The organism is Hassallia byssoidea VB512170, assembly GCF_000817785.2.
In the GTDB taxonomy this organism is placed as follows: Bacteria; Cyanobacteriota; Cyanobacteriia; order Cyanobacteriales; family Nostocaceae; genus Hassallia; species Hassallia carrinoi.
On record NZ_JTCM02000124.1, the window covers coordinates 1 to 18,563 of the forward strand.

Sequence of the window (18,563 nt, forward strand, 5' to 3'; positions counted from 1 at the left end):
GCGATACAGCCATACCGCTCAACTAGAGATTGTAATGCTTGGAATGCCCAATCTGTCGGCTGCACATCAGAAAACTGAGATACCGATGTTACCTGACCGATGCTGTTAGCTTCTTGGGACAATTGGGAAACAGAAGTTGTCTGTTCTTGTTCAGCTTTGACTTCAGCTGAATTGGCACTGTTTGCCGCTAAAAATGAGGCAGCAACAACTAATGGACTTAGTTTAAAAACGTTCCACAGAGGTTTTTTCATTTTTTTGACTTTCACTCACACCTATTGATTTAATCGGGGAAAATTCCGATAAACATTTTACAGTAATAGTAGCAGATATTATGATTAATATTCAATTTTAGATATGTAATTTCCTCCTTCATGTTGTTGACTATTTCTCCAAGAAGTCAAAAGTCTAGTTTGAAAATTATTCTCAGGTTAAGGTTAGGTAAAATTGGTATCTTGCGCCAATGACAACAACTGCCTTCAGATAAAAATTATTGCTCAATAGCGCAATGTTTAGGCATCATTTTTGCTCATTGACTGAAATAAAAGCTGCACCAACAATCAAGTTATAGTTACGGAGCGAGGATATTTACGCTCCTCGATAATTTCATAGATAATGGTTGTGTCTACTGTCAAGTGAAGTAACTATATTAAGAGGCAAAATTTTTCCAAAATTCCTCTAAAAATACCCATAGCTAATATAGTTATCAGACCGATTACGATAACTTAAAGTTTATTGAATTTTTTGGTAACTTTATTTATGTATTTAAAATTTATCGTTTGTTTCGTGAGTTAGTGCTTTAATACTTACTCTTGATTTTTGAGCGTCAGCAATATTATCTCATGAGGAGCGGAATCGCCAAGGAGCGATCGCGATCGCACCCCTCGTCCTTTATAGCAAAAGCGAGAATCGCAAGGTGCGGCGGATCGCACCCAAAAATCCCACAGACAAAATATTCGCTCTCGTTGTTTCATAAGGAACGGACTTACGCCAAATCATCTAAAAACTAACTCCTCCAGACGCACAGATAATTAATAGCGACTTTCGGCACTTCAAACTTCCGTGAAACACGAAGTAATTATTTAATATAGTGTTGTGTAAGTCCTCACCAGGAAACTGTCATTATTTATTTAATCAAAGTGCCTGTAGTATAAACAAGTCAACTAGCACACATTTGACACTATTTTTTTGCCCCTTGATTCAGAAAACATAGAACAATCCGGCGTTTATAGCGTAACATTTTTCCTTCTTCCTCAAACTGCTGTAGCAGCCGCGTGACTGTCACCCGTGTTGTATTTAAAACTTCGGCAATTTCTTGGTGGGTAATATTCAAGTCAATCAGCTTGCCTTGTTCTACCTCACGACCAAACTTTTGACTCAACCAGACCAAAAATTGCCACAAACGTAGAGAAATTGGCTTACGATGTACTATACTTAGCAATTCCTCTGCTTGTTGAATGTGGCATAATAAAGCATTCAAATCTTCGTGCCAAAGGTGAGGTGGTATTATGCTTACCTCTACACTTGTCAAACATTCAATTTGGTAAGGTTTGACTGTGGATAAAGGATAACCAACTAAATCCCCAGGTCCCCAATAACCCAGAGTGATGAATGTTCCATCTTCACTCCAGGTTAAGGTACGAATTGTCCCCCGCTCAATCCGCCAAAGTACATCATTGCGTTGGGGAATTATTTCTCGACGGTTAAATAACCTCTGGGGCAGTTGTTCATTTGCAGTAGTTAAGGGATTGTTAGATATAGGATTTGGTGTATTAATCGATGAATATGTCATGGAAGTTATCTCGCTTAATAGAAGTTGTTTGCTAGATTTAAAAATTATCAAGGAATGCAAAACCCAATCTATGCAAGGCAAATGCTTGCTAGAACACTCATCACCACGCTCTTTCAGTCAAAGGATAGATGTTTTCAAAGGAAAAACCGCTTTAAGGTAAGTTGAGATAATTTGAATCATGGGCAAATCTCAAATTCAATTGCCAAATAGTGTCTGTAAATTATTCAACTAATAATTTGAGCAGGTCATACCGCCTGAGGAAGCGTTACTCAAATCGGGTGGTAGCTTTTAGAAGTTATGACATGGCATTAGCATATATTGTCATGGGAATTTTATATATAGGTGCAGCTTAAAATTTGGTAATGGTTTGTATAAAAATTCCTTGATTAAATTATGATTAGCGTACTGCTATTAAAAATAATTGTCAAGTAGATGAAGATTTAGTAATAGCAACAACTGCTGGCTTCGGTGGAGAATTGGGAGTTTTGCTGGGCCAATTCGAGCCAATCGGAACTTGACGAGTTTGCATAAATTCTTCACCCGTGGTAGTGGTAACTAAAAATTCTCTGCTTTCTGAAGCTTGGTTTTTACGTATACCGTTGCTTTCACCTGGATGCTGGACTGAGAGGAACATTGTTTGCTCGTCAAGAGTGAAGCACGGACCTGTGGTTTCGCATTCCATAGGTCCTGTGGCAAATAGAAAAGCTTTACCTGCTTCTTCACCACTGGTGGGAATAAACCACAGAGCGTTGTTACCAAACAAACCCGATATGTTAGCAGGTTTACCTTGGTCATTAACGCGATTAATGATGGCACTATTCATTTTACCGCTGGACATATCTGTTACCATCCAGACATTTCCGCTACGATCTAACAGCAAATTATCGGGATTGGCAAAACCCATACCACCTGCTGCGGGTTCACCTCCTGTTGCTAACATTTGCCATTTAAATTTCTCGGCTGCGGGATCGTTGTTGTCTTCAGTTAAACGCATCACCCAGCCATACTCATAGGGTGCTTCACCTTTAGGACTTTTGAAAACTCTGATATCTGGACCCCCCTCTTTATCAGGAGAACCAGAGGTAAAGCTGATGTACAAATCGCCACTCAAAGCAATTTCCGTATCTTCGGGACGCGCTGTGCAGGTAGCACCGGCGGCATTTGCGGCATAATGTGCGTCAATTAAAATTGCACCTTGCTGTTCTTCAGTATTACCCGTGTAAAGGTCGCCTAACTTTTTGTAGTTTTGTTTAAAAAAGCTAATTTCTTCGTCTTTGGTGATTTGTAGATTAACTCCTTCAATTGGTTCTGGTAAAGGTTGAAAATTGACTTTGCCTTTTTCGCTTGTCGCACCTTTTGGTAGACGGATGATATTTCCAGCGATGTTGCTAGGAACATCTGGATCTACAGGTGTGTCTGCTTTTAGGGGAATCCAGCGACCGGTACCATCAGCGTTAAATTTGGCAGCGTAAAGCATTCCTTTTTGCAACAGTTGGGAATTAGCTTTATCTTTGGGGTTGGTGACGCGATCGCTACTCACAAACTTATATATATGTCCTCCCCGGCGATCGCATCCGGAATAAAATGCTAGTTGTTTGCCTGCTTCAACCCGCACACCAACAGCTTCATGATGATATCGTCCTAACCAAGTGTGTTTTGTGCCGTAATCATTCGGGTTTGCTGGATCGACTTCGACAATCCAGCCATATTTATTTCCCGCTAATCCGAAAACATTACCTTGTCCGAAAAGTTCTTCATCACCCAAAGCAAAAGGACGTTTACTTGGATCTAAGGATGTTCCATCGGCATATACTGGTTCAGGTACTTGCGCTTGAAAGTTTTCTTCTGCACTTAAGACTGTACCCCAAGGTGTTGTCCCACCGGCGCAGTTAGCGAAAGAACCGATAATGCGATCGCCTAATTTATCAATATATCCCTGTCCTTGCTTTTTGCGAAACACAGTTACCGCAGGACCGGTTGCTTTTAAATAACGCTTGTCTTCTAAGCCAGAAATTCCACTAATTCGGCGATCGCTTGCAGAATTAGTTCTTTCCCATTTACCCGCAGCTGTTTTTCTAATCGAGATAATCCCCAATCCTTGATCTAAAAGCGCTTCTGAACAGATTTCCTTGATTTTCGCTTTTATTGGGTCATTATCTGGCAAAGCATAAGCATTTATTTCATTTTTCCCGGATGCATTCAAATTCAGTGCTGTTTTTACCTCTGCAAATGGTAATGATTTGCCTATTACTTGCTGATATGTCTGCATCCAGGGGATGGCACTGATATATTCAAAGTTAACTGAGAGATATCCTTCGTTTTCAGTTGTTGGCACAAAAGATAAATAATCGTTGTTGTAACCAAAGCGCGAATCACCGACTTTATCACCCCAAGCTGCAATAACTTGATATTGAAAACCTTGTGGTAGTACTAAATCATCTACAACTTCATGGGTGCTGTAAATTTCTTTTTGCTGTTCTGGTTTGAACCCAGCCGTTTCTAAGGGTATAGCACCTTTTATCGGTTTAAATAAAAATGAATTTACCTTGGTAGCTACTTGCTGTAATGTATTTTTTTTATCACACCCACCCAGAGAGCCAAGTGCTACTGCACCTGCACTTCCTCCCAATAACAGCAAGAATTCCCGACGTTTGATACTCATCAGTTTTATCGATTACACCATAAACAGAGAGTGAGATATAAAGGAGCATTCAGCAATGCCGATCTTTGGTTACTTTAAACGTCAAAGATTAAGAACAGGTAAGCTTTTCGTGAAATGTATGTTATTTAACAAATATTTGATTTGCTTGAGCAAAAAATATTTCTATCTATATTTATCTGTATCATTCTATACTTTCATCATTGTAGTATAAAAATAAATTTTCAACTTACCTGATTATTACTTTAATTTTTCGAGTTTAACCAAAAGTTACACTTAAATGTAATGTATGTTTTTTACTAAGAATTAATTTCTTGTCACAGATTACCAAAAAAAATTGTGGAAAACCGGTATCCACTACTACAAAATTTTTAAATTGTCTGGGGAATTGGGCATAGGTTTGGCTGTGCGGTCTTGGTGTCGGACCAAGTGGAGCACCTGCCGTCATTGGGCATGGGGACAAAAGGACAAGGGGACAAGGGGAGGACGAGCGCGAGTGCGGGGGTGGAGGAGCTCAGAACGTGTCCGTGGACAAGGAGGAATTACCAATCCCCATTGCCCATTAAACAATTGCCCGATGCCCATTGCTCAATGCCGCAATTAACCGCGTTGACCGGTAACGATGTATGCTACTCGTTGACCGATGTTGGTGGCGTGATCTGCCATACGTTCGAGACAGCGAATTGCTAAAGCTAGCAAGACAATTGGTTCAACTACGCCTGGGACATCTCGTTGGTAAGCTAAAGTTTGATAAACGCGATCGTAGGCATTATCTACAGCATCATCTAAACGTTTGATACTGCGTCCGCTGACTTCATCCAAATCTGCCAGAGCCACCAAACTAGTAGCTAGCATTGCCTGGGCGTGATGAAACATGACGGCAATTTCTGGTAAAGTATGATGAGGCGGATAAGGAAAGATTTTCACGGCAATTTCAGCTAAATCTTTAGCATAATCGCCGATGCGTTCTAGGTCGCGCACCAGCTGCATAATAGCACTCAAAGACCGCAAATCTTGAGCTGTCGGTGCTTGCAGGGTCATGATTGCCGTACAGTCTAATTCGATTTGTTTATAAAAGCGGTCAATTTTTTTATCTAATCGGGGAAGTTCCTCAGCTGCGGTTAAGTTCCGGGCAATTAAAGCTTGGTGACTGAGGCGAAATGATTGTTCGACCAAAGCACCCATACGTAAAACATCCCGTTCTAAACGTCTCATAGCGCGTGCTAGCTGGGGTCTTTCAGGATTGGGACTATCAAGGACTGCTTTGGTCATTTTTCGTCTCAAACATGAAGATATTGTTTAACTATAGTCTTGGCTTTGGGAGTTTGCCACTACTTCTGGGAATACAATTTGCAGCCATGCACCTTTTGTTTCGGGATGATTCATGGCTTTAATCGAACCTCCGTGTGCGAGGATGATTTGTTTAACGATCGCCAAACCTAAACCAGTTCCAACAATTCCCGTTTTTGAGTTACTAGGTGGTTGTGAGTCACGAGTTCTGGCTGTATCTCCCCGGTAAAATCGCTCAAAAACATAAGGCAAATCGCTTGCCGAAAAACCGAATCCGGAATCTATTATATTGATTTCCAGACTTTGGGGAGAAGAATTGTATTCATAGTTATTATTTATGGGGATGATTTTCGCCTCAACGTAAATTTTTGTACCAGGGGGACTGTATTTGATGCTGTTATCGAGCAAATTGAGGAATACTTGGTAAATTCGCGATTTATCTGCTTTTATCCAGAGATTTTCGCCTCCTCTTGAGTCAAGAGTTAATTGCTGTTGCTGTGCTATCGGTTCTAGTGTTGCCCAGACAGAGGCAATTAGCGATCGCACTTCTACTACTTCTGGATGTAGTTCAATTCCTGGATTATTTTGTATTTGGGTAAGTTCTAACCAGCTATGCACTAAGCTAATTAATCGGTCAACTTCTTGCATTAAGCGGTCAACCCAACGATTCAAAGGTGATTCTAAGCGGTTTTGTAAAGTTTCTACGACCAGACGAATCGAAGTTAGGGGAGTTTTCAGTTCGTGTGCCAGATCGGAAAAAGCGCGATCGCGTGCTGCGTTCATATCTAGCAGTGGTTGGCGATTTTCCAGAAATACCCCTACTTGTCCATTGGGTAAGGGCAAGCTGGATGCTCGCAAAGCTAAAGGCTTTAATTCTAACATGGCTGCGGCGTTTTCATAAGAGGGGTGAAACACCCATTCTTTGATTTGGCAAGAAGAGCGATCGCGCGTTTGCTCAATTAACCGATCCAGTTCATAGGATCTTACCAGTTCTAGCAACAAGCGCACCTGTCCTGGTTGCCACCTTTGCAAATACAGTATCTCTCTTGCCTGCTGATTGCACCACAGCAGTTGATTTTCTTCATCAACTTGCAAATATCCCACCGGTGCAAAATCCAGCACTTTTTCATAAGTTTGCAGCGACTGCTGTAAATCTTGCTGATGCTGCTCAACTAAGGCAATTTCATCCCGCAAACGAGGAATCAGCGGTAGCATTACCTTAGAAGAATCGGGGGCAAAAGGTCGCACCACTCGTCGCAAATAGCGATTTAGTTGAATTTGTTGCCAAATCCAAAACCCAATGCCTATGGCTAAACCCAGAAAAAAAACCAATACCAGCATCGCAAGTTTTTAGTTACTTGATGACAACTAAAAACTAACAACTATCTGAATCAATTATCCAAATCGATAGCCAAAACCTCTCACAGTCACGATATATTCAGGACGGCTAGGATCAAGCTCTAATTTTTCGCGTAACCAGCGGATGTGAACGTCTACAGTTTTACTATCCCCGACAAAATCCGGACCCCAAACTTGATCTAGCAATTGTTCTCGCGACCATACCCGACGAGCATAACTCATGAACAATTCTAAAAGGCGGAACTCTTTTGGCGATAAATTCACTTCTTGACCGCGAACCATAACGCGACACTCTTGGGGATTTAGTGTCACTTCTTTATAATGTAAAACTGGCACTACGGGCAAAGTGCTTAAGCGTTGACGCCGAAGTAAAGCTCGACAACGAGCGACTAACTCCCGCATACTAAAAGGTTTAGTCAGATAGTCATCTGCCCCGACTTCTAAACCCAAAACGCGGTCAGTTTCACTACCTTTAGCACTCAGCATCAAAATTGGTACTGGATTTCCTTGATGACGCAGCAAGCGGCAAATATCCAGTCCATTGATTTGAGGCAGCATCAAATCAAGGATAACTAAGTCAAAAACAACCTCTCCAGAGTTGGGTTCAAAATTTTTGAGATATTCTAGAGCCGTTCGTCCATCCGAGGCAGTTACCACCCCGTAACCCTCCTCCTCCAAAGCGACAACCAACATTTCCCGAATTAGTTCTTCATCTTCTACCACGAGAATGCGGCTTGTGTTTGCAATCTCTGTTCTGGGAGGATACTTAGTCAACTCACTTGTATACATCGGGATCACAAAGTTTGGGGCTTGTGCCTGTATCAATACAATTATCTTATATCAGTGTCAGCATCAAAGTTAAAGAAATTTCTGAAAAAGTTGTTATCTAAATCACATGCTGATTTAACACTCTAAATATTGTGTGAAAGATGGGGAGTGGGGAGTGGGGAGTGGGGAGTGGGAAGTGGGGGGACGACTTGGGGGACAATTTCTTTCTATTACCCATTACCCATTACCGATTACCCATTCCCCATTACCCATTACCCATGCCCAATGCCCAATTCCCATTAAGCCATGAGAATGGTAAGATTTTCTTCTTTGATCAAAATTTTTAGTAAAGCAGCGGCGCCGATTTGTTCAGAAACTGCATTCGCATTCCATTTTCCGTCAGAGGTGTACTTACCTTTGGTATAGTGGTTTGTGCCCGACCACAGATAAGGGGTGAGAACATCTGGATGGTTTTGCCTGTAACCAAAACCGTTGTATTGTTCAATTTGCCAAAGTTGTGCGGGTAAACTCCAATCTTTTACTTTGTCTAAATCTTTGCCTCCTTTTGTCAAAGCATCTATAGCACTTTCTTCCCATGTGTAGCCTACGTCCCAACCTTTAATGGGGTCGGGGACTGGTCTACCTGCGGGGACATTTACGGTACGTTTTTTCAGGGGATCGCCGTTGTGCAGATGTTTGCTGAAGCTAAGGGAGGATTCCATATTGTGGATGACCGCAATAAAGTACCAAGGTACATTAATTTTTTGTTGTACAGCTTGGTAGCGATCGCGATTTGCCCTAATTTTCGCAACTATCTGCTTGGTGGTATCTAATTGGTCAGATTTTATTTGACAGCTTTGCCAAAGCTTCTGATATTCCGGTTTGAGATCGCGAAGACGAACTGATACTTCTGTCATTTTTCTTCCCTCAAATGAGAACACAGACTTTCCTCCGTGTTTTGAAGTTAGCTCATTTCTGGAAAATTTGATTTTTTTATACAAAAAATTAACCTTTTCTGATTTTTAGGCTGCTTGCGTAGACACCAGCCATTTATTATCAAATATCGCTCATGACATGAAAAAATGTCAGCTAATGAGTCACTTAGATTAGATGTTATTTATACAAATAATTAACTTTTTTGACAGCAATATTCCTAAATCTGTAAAGCTCTGGTTTTTACTGCCACTGCCTCTGTAAAACAGCGCTCTAATTGACAATTTATTTATTAAATCTCACGTTTTTCTCAGTAATTTTACAGCTTTTTTTATATTTCAATGTTTTTACTAAAAAAAGTATTGTTTTACACAATAATTTTAAGTTTTGTAACCAATAATCATTTTGACGAAATAATCTACCCAAAGGTATATTTTCAAAGAAAAGCCTTATTAAATAGGTTCTAAAACCAACGTACAGACAATAAAAAATCGGGTTTTTGGATAACAACCAGTCATCATCACTTAAAAATTTTCACAGCACCCAAATTGAGTAAGTGCATAATTTATTGAGTTTTGCACCTATTAGTCAGCAGATGTGATAAATAAGAGTTGAAGGGCGCAGTATGAAATTACAAGAGTTTTTGGGAACAGATGAGAAGTATGGCTTTGAGGCGATCGCTCAAGATCCAGACTTGGCTCATCAAGTTCAGATACAATTAATTGGCTTGGGTCTGTTGGAACCTCCTGCTGATGGCAAGTTTGGACCGCTTTCAGCAGCCGCACTGAAAAAATTTCAAAACTTAACAAAGACAGGAGAAACTGAATTTTTAGGAAAAGTCACAGCTAAAGAACTGATTGAAACTAAACGAGACGAACTTCCTAAAACTCCCTTAAAACTAGGTAATGACCTAGCAAGCCGGATTGTAAAATATATGCAATCCAAAAATTATACCATATTCACCGAACCGAAAGAATATAATATTGTTTACGTTGAGGGCATGAATGAAGACGGCAGCCTCAATAATGATGCACCGAATGAATTTAACGATCGACGGATAGTCATTGAAGTCGTGGATGGTGTTCCTAAAATCGTCAACCACTGGCAAGCTACCACCGAACCAGGTAGACATTATACCTTCCAGCCAATGAATTCTCAAGGAGCTGCGAGAATTCAATTTGGGCAATACAAAGCTTGGTCTGTGGGAATCCACGGCACAGCAGAGCGTCACGAAGCTTTAAGGCAAGTTGGGGAAATTACTGTTTGCCGAGATTTCAACGAAGATTTTAAACGAACTGGCGACAGACTTGACACAGGTGATGATTTCTACATAAATCAACACTGGGGCTACGATGCTCCTGTAAATGATATTAAAAATGCCAGTGCGGGTTGTTTAGTGGGACGCAGACGCGAAGGACACCGCGAGTTCATGGCGATAATAAAAGGCGATCGCCGTTATGTAGCTAATCATAACTATGTCTTCTACACCACAATTATTCCCGGCGATGAATTAGTCAAGGCATTTCCAGCATAAGGAATTGGGCATTGGGAATTGGGCAATGGGGAAGGGGGAAAGGGGAAAGGGGAAAGGGGAAATGTTGAAATATTTTAAAATAATTCGACTGATTTTATATGACTCCATCCCCCTTTCCCCTTTTTTCCTTTACCCTTTGACCCAAATTAAAAAAGCCCAATGCCCTTATTCCTTTTGAAGTAAGTGTCCTGGCGGCAGGAATGCTAGTTTAAGGATGAATTCACAATCATATGCAAAGTATCCATGACTGCTGCTGTCTACCTAGAAAATGTCTACAAGCTTTACAACAATGTACCTGTGGTGAACGATCTTTCATTCACAATTGAAGCAGGTGAAATATTTGGTCTACTCGGTCCCAATGGTGCAGGTAAATCTACGACAATTCGGATGCTAACCACGTTAACGAAACCATCCCAAGGGCGGATTGAAGTATCTGGATATGACGTGGTAAAGCAACCGATATTGGCAAAGCAAAGCATTGGTGTAGTTTTGCAACAAGTCAGTGTAGATGCAGATTTAACAGTATGGGAAAATATGGAGTTGCACGGAAGGCTACATCACATTGCCAATCCACAGCGACAGCGATTAATTAATCAATGGCTAGATTATGTAGAGCTAGCAGACAGACGCAATGGTTTAGTAAAAACTTTGTCTGGGGGGATGAAGCGACGGTTACAGATAGCGAGAGCTTTGTTGCATCAACCGCAAATTCTGTTTTTAGATGAACCGACGGTAGGACTAGATCCGCAAACAAGACGGCGCCTTTGGGAAATTATTCGAGATTTGAATAAGCAAGGAATGACGATGCTACTAACGACCCATTATATGGATGAGGTCGAATATTTGTGCGATGCTTTTGGCGGTGATAAGCCAGGACGCATTGGTATTATGGATGGCGGAAAGCTGATTTCTTTAGGAACTCTACAACAGTTGCGCTCCTTACATGGTCAAGGTTTGGTGATGAAGCAAGTTGGCGATCGCACTCAATATCAGTTTTTCCCGACTTTGTCAGAAGCTAATGTTTATCTAGATCAACAAAAAGATAAAACCGGGATGATGGTGCGTGCTTCTAATTTAGAAGATATTTTCGTAGACCTCACAGGACGTCGGTTAGATTAAAAGAAAATTTCTCTAAATGGAAAAAGCAGAATTACGCCGATCGCTTCTCAAAACACGTCAATCAATGTCGCTGGCAGAATGGAAACAAAGTAGCGATCGCATCTGCACTCACATAACTACCTCACCACTGTTTACCCAAGCAAAAACAATCCTGGCTTATTTCAGTTTCAAGAAAGAACCTGACCTCAGTCCACTGTTTGCATCTTTTAACGGTGGGAAAGATACCCAGATTACTAAAAGATGGGGATTTCCACGCTGCGTCGGTGACTCGCTTTGCTGGCATCTCTACACAAAAGAAGATTCCCTGCAAAAAAACGGTTATGGTATTATCGAACCTCATGCCGACGCACCAACTATAAAGCCTGCGGAAGTGGATTTGATTATCATTCCCAGTGTGGCTTGCGACTATCAAGGATATCGCTTGGGTTATGGGGGTGGATATTACGATCGCCTGCTGAGTTCTCCTGAGTGGGCAACAAAGCCGACTATCGGAATTGTATTTGATTTTGCCTATCTACCACAGCTACCAATTGAATCTTGGGATCAACCGTTACAAAATGTTTGCACTGAAATGGGGTTGACTGCTTGTAGAAGTTAGTTGTTAATTGTTAGTTGGAGCGTTGTTACGAGTTACAAGGAATTTTTCTAGTTATGGTATTTATTTTTGAAAATTCAGGTAGAAATAAATTCCCAAATAACTTTTGGAATTCCGCGCCGAGGACTATTGTCCTCGACGCACCAACAACAACGCTATGTAGTTAGTAAAATACACTTACTATATTACTATGATCCTTTGACAAACACAAGCAATTAAAATGATTTTAGGATAGATGTTTACCGGATAAAACGTTGTAAAAGCAGTAAATAATTTATGGTAATTAAGAAGTTGTAAAAGAGAGTGGAGAAAAAGAAATGACTTTAATTAAAAGCAAAAATTGGTTATGGATGTATGGGTTATTGGGAGCGATCGCCTTAATGACGCTGTTTCCTTTGCTGTGGCTTTTAAGTACGGCGTTGAAAAGCAAGACAGAAAATATCTTTGCGACGCCGCTGCAATTATTGCCTAATCAACCTACTTTGAATAACTTTGTCTCAGTTTGGCAAGCTCTACCTTTTGGGCAGTACTTATTCAACAGTACATTGGTGGCAGTGCTGACTGTGGGCTTAAATCTACTATTTTGCGCGGCTTCAGCTTACCCGATAGCTCGATTGTCCTTTCCAGGACGAGACTGGATTTTTGTGGCGATCGTCTCCACGATTATGATTCCCTTCCAAATCGTGATGATTCCCCTGTACATTTTGACAGTGCAAATGGGTTTGAGAAACACTTATTTGGGAATGATTTTTCCTAGCTTGGCTTCTGCATTTGGGATTTTTCTGTTGCGGCAAGCTTTTATTAGTGTTCCTAAAGAAATGGAAGAAGCTGCTAGAATGGATGGCTGCTCAGAGTTAGGCTTGTGGTGGCATGTTATGTTGCCAGCGATTCGCCCTGCACTGGTAACTTTGGCTATTTTCGTATTTATTGGTTCTTGGAGTGACTTTATTTGGCCCTTAATTGTCATCCAAGATGAACAGTTATACACTCTACCTTTGGGAGTCGCGAAATTAGCGGGTACGTTTTCCTTAGATTGGCGGTTGGTAGCTGCTGGTTCGGTAATTTCGATTGCGCCTGTGTTGATATTATTTCTGTTTTTACAACGTTATATTGTACCGACGGAAAGTAGCGCGGGTGTGAAGGGTTAAATAATTCTTAATGCGTGGATTGGAAGAAACGAACCGCAGAGAAGCCAGTGCGTTGGGCGGCTCTGCCGACTTGAAGCATCTGGCGCGACACAGAGTACACAGAGTTTGGGAGAGTTTGAGAGAGTTTTTACGGAAATTTTATTAATAAGCACCGCTTTTTTTAAATACGACCCAAACAGTTTTGACTAGGAGACTTAAATCGTAGGCAACAGACCACTTACGCTGATAGTCAATATCCATGCTGACGATAATTTCAAAGTCGTTAATGGAGGAACGACCATTAGCTTGCCATTCGCCGGTAATGCCTGGTTTAACTCGCAATCTTTGCCAGTGGTGTGGTTCGTATTGTGTTACTTCGTCAGGAGTGGGTGGACGAGTACCAACTAAACTCATGTCTCCGATTAAGACGTTCCAAAATTGAGGAAATTCGTCTAAGCTGGTGTGCCGCAAAAATTTACCAACACGAGTAATGCGAGGATCGTGAACAGATTTAAAAATGTGACCTTTTGCCTCGTTTGTTACTAGATGCTTGAGTTTATCGGCACCAACGATCATTGAGCGAAATTTCCACATGCGGAAGGGTTTTCCGTTAAGACCGCAGCGAATTTGAGAATAAAACAGAGGACCTGGGTTGTCAATCAAGTTGGCGATCGCTACGGGAATACACACTACTGCTGTAACCATCAACCCGATAATCGCTCCGAAAATGTCAATTAATCGTTTGACAGTGCTTACTGTTGATGCGTGTATAGAATGATTTATAGTTACAAAATCATTTACAACAAAAGATTCTGTATTAGAAGTACAGGTGGACACGGCTATAATTCGGTTTTTACTGATTTATATGTTGCTAAATGCCAATATAGACAAGAAATTTTCTTGAGTAAATGCGGAAACGGCAAATTTTATCTAATCTTTCAATTACGCAGGGTTTTTTAAATTTTCAGTATTTTCTCGGAAGCAAATACATAAAAAAACAATAACACGCAATCTGGATGGAAGTACACTTAAATATTTATACTTACGATAGCTGCGTGTTATGTAAAACTATTTGCGGGCTTGGTAGTGAGCGAGAAGAGCGCTGAATTACAACGGCTAAAGCCGTTACTACGAACTTTCAAGCAGCAATCTAATTGCTGACAAGTACGAAATTAACTGTGTAAGGTTCGTCAAAGGATTGCTGAGTACTGGCTTTGATAGCATCGAGATAGCGACGCAGTGCTTGTAGTTGTTGGGAATTGGGACGATAGGTAAGGCTACCTTGTTTGTCAAAAAGTGGGGCAGCAGCGATCGCTTTATAGTCAGGATTTTCTTTTGAAGTGTGAGTCAGCCAGTTGGAGTCTAGACTAGAAGGAATCAAACCAGGAGGTAACTCACCTTCTAAAAAAGCCAGCAAGCGTTGCTGACAAGTACGGGTATTGATGCCTTGATTCTCGAATAACTGAATAACTTCGTTAAAAGATAGCGATCGCTCTGGCATTAGTCGCAGCAATTCACTAAACAAGAAATAATCTGTATACTGTTGCTTTGCTACCTCTACAACTTGGGGATGCAAAGGTAACATTGCCAAACCATAAGCAACCCGGCTACAAGTGGGGGCACCGTCATTGCTAGATAAATCTTGAATAATCTTAGCGTTGGGGAGTTTTTGCCGCAGCCAACTTTTCACCGCACCGCAAGTTGCCACTCCACCGGTGAGTATAGCTTGATTAATTGCTTCTGTAGGAATTCCCTTCGCTACTAACAATCTGTTAAGTTCTCGGTTGAGGCGTCGCACAAACGGAACAAATACATTCGCTTCTAAATCTCGCCGATGCAACACCCATCGCCGATCTGCCAATTCCAAAGTAAAAGATTCTTGGTGCTGTAAAATCAATTTTAAAGCAAGTCCGGCATCTAACACCGCCTGTCCCAAAAGAGAACTTTCGAGCCGTTGCTGAAGACGAATGCGAGTTGTGATATCTGGTTCCCCAGGTCGAGGAAGTTCTAATTCTTCTAAATTCAAACTTGACAGCTGCATCCGATCTAAACCAGGAATCGCTGGTTGCCAATGCCAAGCATTACTGCTAGTAGTTTTGCTATCGTCTTGTGTTGAGGAACGTGGTTGTTGCCATTTTTGGGGAAACAGTAACTGACAGATAATGTCTTGCTCAATTCCTTTGCCAGCATAAGCAAAACCGTGGAGCATAAAATTACTGTGTGTCAGTTCTTGCAGGTTTTCTGGCAAATCGACTAGCGCCATTTCTGTGGAAGTTGCGCCAATATTAATTGTCAGAGTGCTACCAATCGGACGGCGATCGCTTTGAATTGGCGGAGGAGAACCTTCGGGAACGCACAATTGTACAGTCTCACCGTTAGCACCGTCGAGTTCACTAAGCAAACTAGCGATCGCTTCTTCCACAAAAAATACTTGCTGTGGATGCTGCACTATTTCGCTGGTGAGTAAAGCTTCGCGGACATTAAAGCGATATTGTTCCGACCAGTTAGATGGACAAGTTATTATTACACCAGCAATATTGTTGATAATTGTCTGAAAACTTTGTTCATCTATACCAACAGCTGCTGCTGTTAAACCTGGTGTAGTGCTAGTGCTTACGCATTTGAGAGTTAACAGCAATTTCGAGAGCGATCGCACAACCCAAATCAAAGGACCTGCGGAAAATTCATTTAATTGCAACACAGGTTCCCATTTATCTAGCTCGTTTTTGTAGGGTATCGCTATTTGTAAATAAGGCTTCAACTGCGCTGAATAAACACTGTTTGTTTGCGCTAATTCGGGAGAATTGCTAGTAGCTACTCCTGCCTTTTCAGAAGCCACAGCTACTGGGGCTTCTGAGTGGAGTGCTTCTGTGGACATCTCGCTACCAGATACAGAAGCCGCAGGTAAATAAACTTCTGCTGGTAAACGAAACGATGGTTTTAATAAAGTTGCTGCCGATTGCTTTTCTGCTGACCAATAAAGAGGATAGACAACATTTGTGGAGCGATTCAACAGCGTTGCAGAAATTCCAGTTGTACCCAAATCGATTCCCAGATACCAAACTGAACCATCAAGATTGAGCGATTCTGGTTGATTTGCGCCACCGGAACTTAGCAATGCTGTCGATTCAGTCTTTTCACTTGACGCGGGGAAAATCTCTAACACCTCGACAACAGACTCAGCGGCAGTCAAAGTATTTTCTGCTATAAATTGATTTTCTAAGTTGATTTCCGGTTGTGACTGAGAATTTAATTGCCGATCAAAATCAGCTAAATCTTGATTTAATTGCTCTAACTGGTCTTCGTCTAAGGAAATATCAAAAACAGAGTCAGCGATCGCTTCAGCTTGAGAGAGTAAATTTTCCTGGGGAGAAGCGCTAATATAGTTTGTTCGCTGTGGTTCTTCATCTTTCTGCACAAATAACGAACTTGGAGTTTCTGAAGTATCTGGCGCTACATTAATTAACAAGTCGCCCAAGACAGTAATTGTATCGGCAATTGTCGGTTCTTCAACAGGCACAGGTGTTACATCTTCGGCTGACGGCAAAATATTCTCAGTATTATTCAGTGTTACTTTTTCATAAGTATCTGATATTGCTGGTGTGGGGTTGCTTGCATCCAGAAGATCCGCGTTTGATTCTTGCAGCCAAGCATCTTGTACAACAACTGGATTCTCCGTTTGTTGCACTTCGTTTGTGCCGCCAAGTTGTGATGAATCTGTGGTCAAAGCCGATACATCATCTATAACATTTGTTTCCTGATTAATTATTTCCGGGGTGACTTCATCCTGAACAACCGATTGTTGTAATTTTGTGGGGCTTTCTGGTGGCTGGACAATATTCGACATTGATAAATCAGTTGAAGCGTTAGCAGATAACTTATCTGTAATATCCGATTCTCGAATTGTGTCAATTTTCTGGCTTTGCTCGGTGAGATTTTCAGTACCAAACAAACTGGCGTAAAGCTGATCTACTTCATCAACAACTAACTGAGCATTCGGCACTGATGCGGCTGGAGTTGTAGTATTAGCAGTAACGAGTGAGTTTGGCTCATCCACACCAAGTTGCAAAAGTACTGTATCTAGATTTGTTGTCGCGGGGGTATCTTGTTGAATAATTGTCGGTGATGAAGAGGTTTCGTTTTCTCCCCTTAAAGAAGATTGCTGCAACTGAGAAGTCAAATTGTTGAGAAAGCTGCTCATCAAGTGTTCTGTTTGCACTCCTTGGCTGTGCATTCTCGCTAATGCTTGAGATAATGACTCGTGGTAAGTGTGAATGTTACGCTGTAGTGCTTCAAAGACGACATTCACAGTTCCATCTAGCGATAAGAGACGGCGATCTAACTCCGCAGCAAAGCGTGTTAACTGTTCTGGGGGTGTTGATTCTAAAAATGGTGGAGTCGAGGTAGATTCTAGTTCTGTTGAGTAATTAGTATCGAGTTGCTGGCTCGCGCCTGATGCTAAATTATCTGTTATTTGTGGGGTTATTGGCACTATGCGATTCATCAACACCTGCAAAAATTCGGAAATCATCTGCTCCTGATTTGCCATCTGCTGGGTTAAGGAGTAGTTGTGCAATCGCCGTTGCTCTAATTGTCTGATTTCCTGTACTAAAGTGGCTCGCTCTTGCAACAAAGTTTGTAATTCTGCTTGCAACGGCTGAAGCAATGCGGAAAAATCAATTTTTTGCTCTTGGGGGACAAAGACACTCTGTTGTTGATTTTGATCTGGCTGTGGTGAAGACTCACTATTACCGCGATCGGCAAATTTCGCGAGTATTGGCGATAATTGTGGCTGTTCGGCAAGCTTGTTTTCTGATTCGTCCCTTAATTTGATGAGAAAGTCGCGAATTCGTTCTAAAAGCTGTCTTGGCTCTTGTGCTGCCTGACCGGATAGAACTCTGGGTAAGCGTTTGCCGCTTTTAGCGAATAAGTCCTCAATATCTGCGATTAGTCTTTGTATTTCTTCAAAGCGGGAAGTCACTGTGATTTACCTTAGCTAGAACTGTACGTTATCTTTTATAGAAGTTACTTTACCTGAAATAGGAAGGAGTCATGCCACCAAGCGCGGTACACAGAAGTGGTGGAACAGACGCACAACCATGCGTTGAGTGTGAGCCACACCGCCTGCATCGCTCATTCCTCCATGTGCCATTTTGAGGGTAACGCAGTCGAGCAACGTTGACAGCAAACACAGAAACATTACCTTTATCATAGAAAAGATAAAAAAGCCAAAATTAATTATATTTAGTATCATTGATGAAGTTTTGTTTTAAGTGATAATGTTTGCAGTTGGGGACTCACAAACAATAGACACTCATTGACAGCCTTGTTCTTAGTTGTTCGTGCAGCATCATAGACAGTCTGTGTAGAAGGCTGTCAATGAGTGTCCA

The 18,563-nt window shown here is 41.4% G+C and carries 15 protein-coding genes and 1 pseudogene; 5 read left to right on the forward strand and 11 right to left on the reverse strand.

Features of this window, described 5'->3' with window-relative positions:
- The 7 genes and pseudogenes from PI95_RS30200 to PI95_RS30230 all read right to left on the reverse strand — a co-directional run.
- A pseudogene (locus tag PI95_RS30200) lies at window positions 1-251 on the reverse strand (iron uptake porin); the annotation flags it as partial.
- A gap of 552 nt (window positions 252-803) precedes the next feature.
- Complete coding sequence (locus PI95_RS30205) at window positions 804-971, reverse strand: hypothetical protein (protein WP_163519324.1); 168 nt, start codon at window positions 969-971, stop codon at window positions 804-806.
- A 206-nt stretch (window positions 972-1,177) separates the two neighbouring features.
- Window positions 1,178-1,789, reverse strand: a complete 612-nt coding sequence (locus PI95_RS30210) for a Crp/Fnr family transcriptional regulator (RefSeq protein WP_039737158.1) — start codon at window positions 1,787-1,789, stop codon at window positions 1,178-1,180.
- 424 nt (window positions 1,790-2,213) lie between these two features.
- A complete protein-coding gene (locus PI95_RS30215) occupies window positions 2,214-4,451 on the reverse strand; it encodes a PhoX family protein (protein WP_039737159.1) in 2,238 nt (745 codons plus the stop codon).
- Window positions 4,452-5,048: 597 nt separating this feature from the next.
- Window positions 5,049-5,720 carry a phosphate signaling complex protein PhoU gene (phoU, locus tag PI95_RS30220; RefSeq protein ID WP_039737160.1) on the reverse strand — a complete coding sequence of 224 codons (672 nt, stop codon included), beginning with the start codon at window positions 5,718-5,720 and terminating at the stop codon, window positions 5,049-5,051.
- 27 nt (window positions 5,721-5,747) lie between these two features.
- Window positions 5,748-7,079, reverse strand: coding sequence for a sensor histidine kinase (locus PI95_RS30225; protein ID WP_039737163.1), 1,332 nt, complete (start codon window positions 7,077-7,079; stop codon window positions 5,748-5,750).
- A gap of 54 nt (window positions 7,080-7,133) precedes the next feature.
- Window positions 7,134-7,886 (reverse strand): response regulator transcription factor, encoded by a 753-nt coding sequence (locus PI95_RS30230; RefSeq protein ID WP_039737164.1) that lies wholly within the window; start codon window positions 7,884-7,886, stop codon window positions 7,134-7,136.
- Between the two features lie 154 nt (window positions 7,887-8,040).
- Between PI95_RS30230 and PI95_RS37045 the strand changes: the two genes are divergently transcribed.
- A complete protein-coding gene (locus PI95_RS37045) occupies window positions 8,041-8,175 on the forward strand; it encodes a hypothetical protein (RefSeq protein ID WP_268896842.1) in 135 nt (44 codons plus the stop codon).
- Here PI95_RS37045 and PI95_RS30235 read toward each other — a convergent pair.
- Window positions 8,165-8,782 (reverse strand): hypothetical protein, encoded by a 618-nt coding sequence (locus PI95_RS30235; protein WP_039738184.1) that lies wholly within the window; start codon window positions 8,780-8,782, stop codon window positions 8,165-8,167. The genes PI95_RS37045 and PI95_RS30235 overlap by 11 nt on opposite strands.
- 641 nt (window positions 8,783-9,423) lie before the next feature.
- On the opposite strand from PI95_RS30235, the gene PI95_RS30240 reads away from it, so the two are divergent.
- From PI95_RS30240 to PI95_RS30255, 4 genes are all read left to right on the forward strand, one after another.
- On the forward strand, window positions 9,424-10,332 hold the full coding sequence (locus tag PI95_RS30240; protein ID WP_039737165.1) for a peptidoglycan-binding domain-containing protein: 909 nt from the start codon (window positions 9,424-9,426) through the stop codon (window positions 10,330-10,332).
- 243 nt (window positions 10,333-10,575) lie between these two features.
- On the forward strand, window positions 10,576-11,451 hold the full coding sequence (locus tag PI95_RS30245; protein ID WP_039737166.1) for an ABC transporter ATP-binding protein: 876 nt from the start codon (window positions 10,576-10,578) through the stop codon (window positions 11,449-11,451).
- Between the two features lie 16 nt (window positions 11,452-11,467).
- Window positions 11,468-12,049, forward strand: coding sequence for a 5-formyltetrahydrofolate cyclo-ligase (locus tag PI95_RS30250; protein ID WP_039737167.1), 582 nt, complete (start codon window positions 11,468-11,470; stop codon window positions 12,047-12,049).
- Window positions 12,050-12,363: 314 nt separating this feature from the next.
- On the forward strand, window positions 12,364-13,194 hold the full coding sequence (locus tag PI95_RS30255) for a carbohydrate ABC transporter permease (protein WP_039737168.1): 831 nt from the start codon (window positions 12,364-12,366) through the stop codon (window positions 13,192-13,194).
- 141 nt (window positions 13,195-13,335) lie between these two features.
- On the opposite strand, the gene PI95_RS30260 is transcribed toward PI95_RS30255, so the two are convergent.
- The 3 genes from PI95_RS30260 to PI95_RS30270 all read right to left on the reverse strand — a co-directional run bounded on the left by PI95_RS30260 (window position 13,336) and on the right by PI95_RS30270 (window position 18,373).
- Window positions 13,336-13,956 carry a sugar transferase gene (locus PI95_RS30260; RefSeq protein WP_336507639.1) on the reverse strand — a complete coding sequence of 207 codons (621 nt, stop codon included), beginning with the start codon at window positions 13,954-13,956 and terminating at the stop codon, window positions 13,336-13,338.
- Window positions 13,957-14,323: 367 nt separating this feature from the next.
- Window positions 14,324-18,154, reverse strand: a complete 3,831-nt coding sequence (locus PI95_RS30265) for a hypothetical protein (protein WP_039737170.1) — start codon at window positions 18,152-18,154, stop codon at window positions 14,324-14,326.
- A gap of 69 nt (window positions 18,155-18,223) precedes the next feature.
- Entirely contained in the window at window positions 18,224-18,373 is a 150-nt protein-coding gene (locus tag PI95_RS30270) for a hypothetical protein (RefSeq protein WP_236117257.1), read from the reverse strand.
- Between the last annotated feature and the right edge of the window lie 190 nt (window positions 18,374-18,563).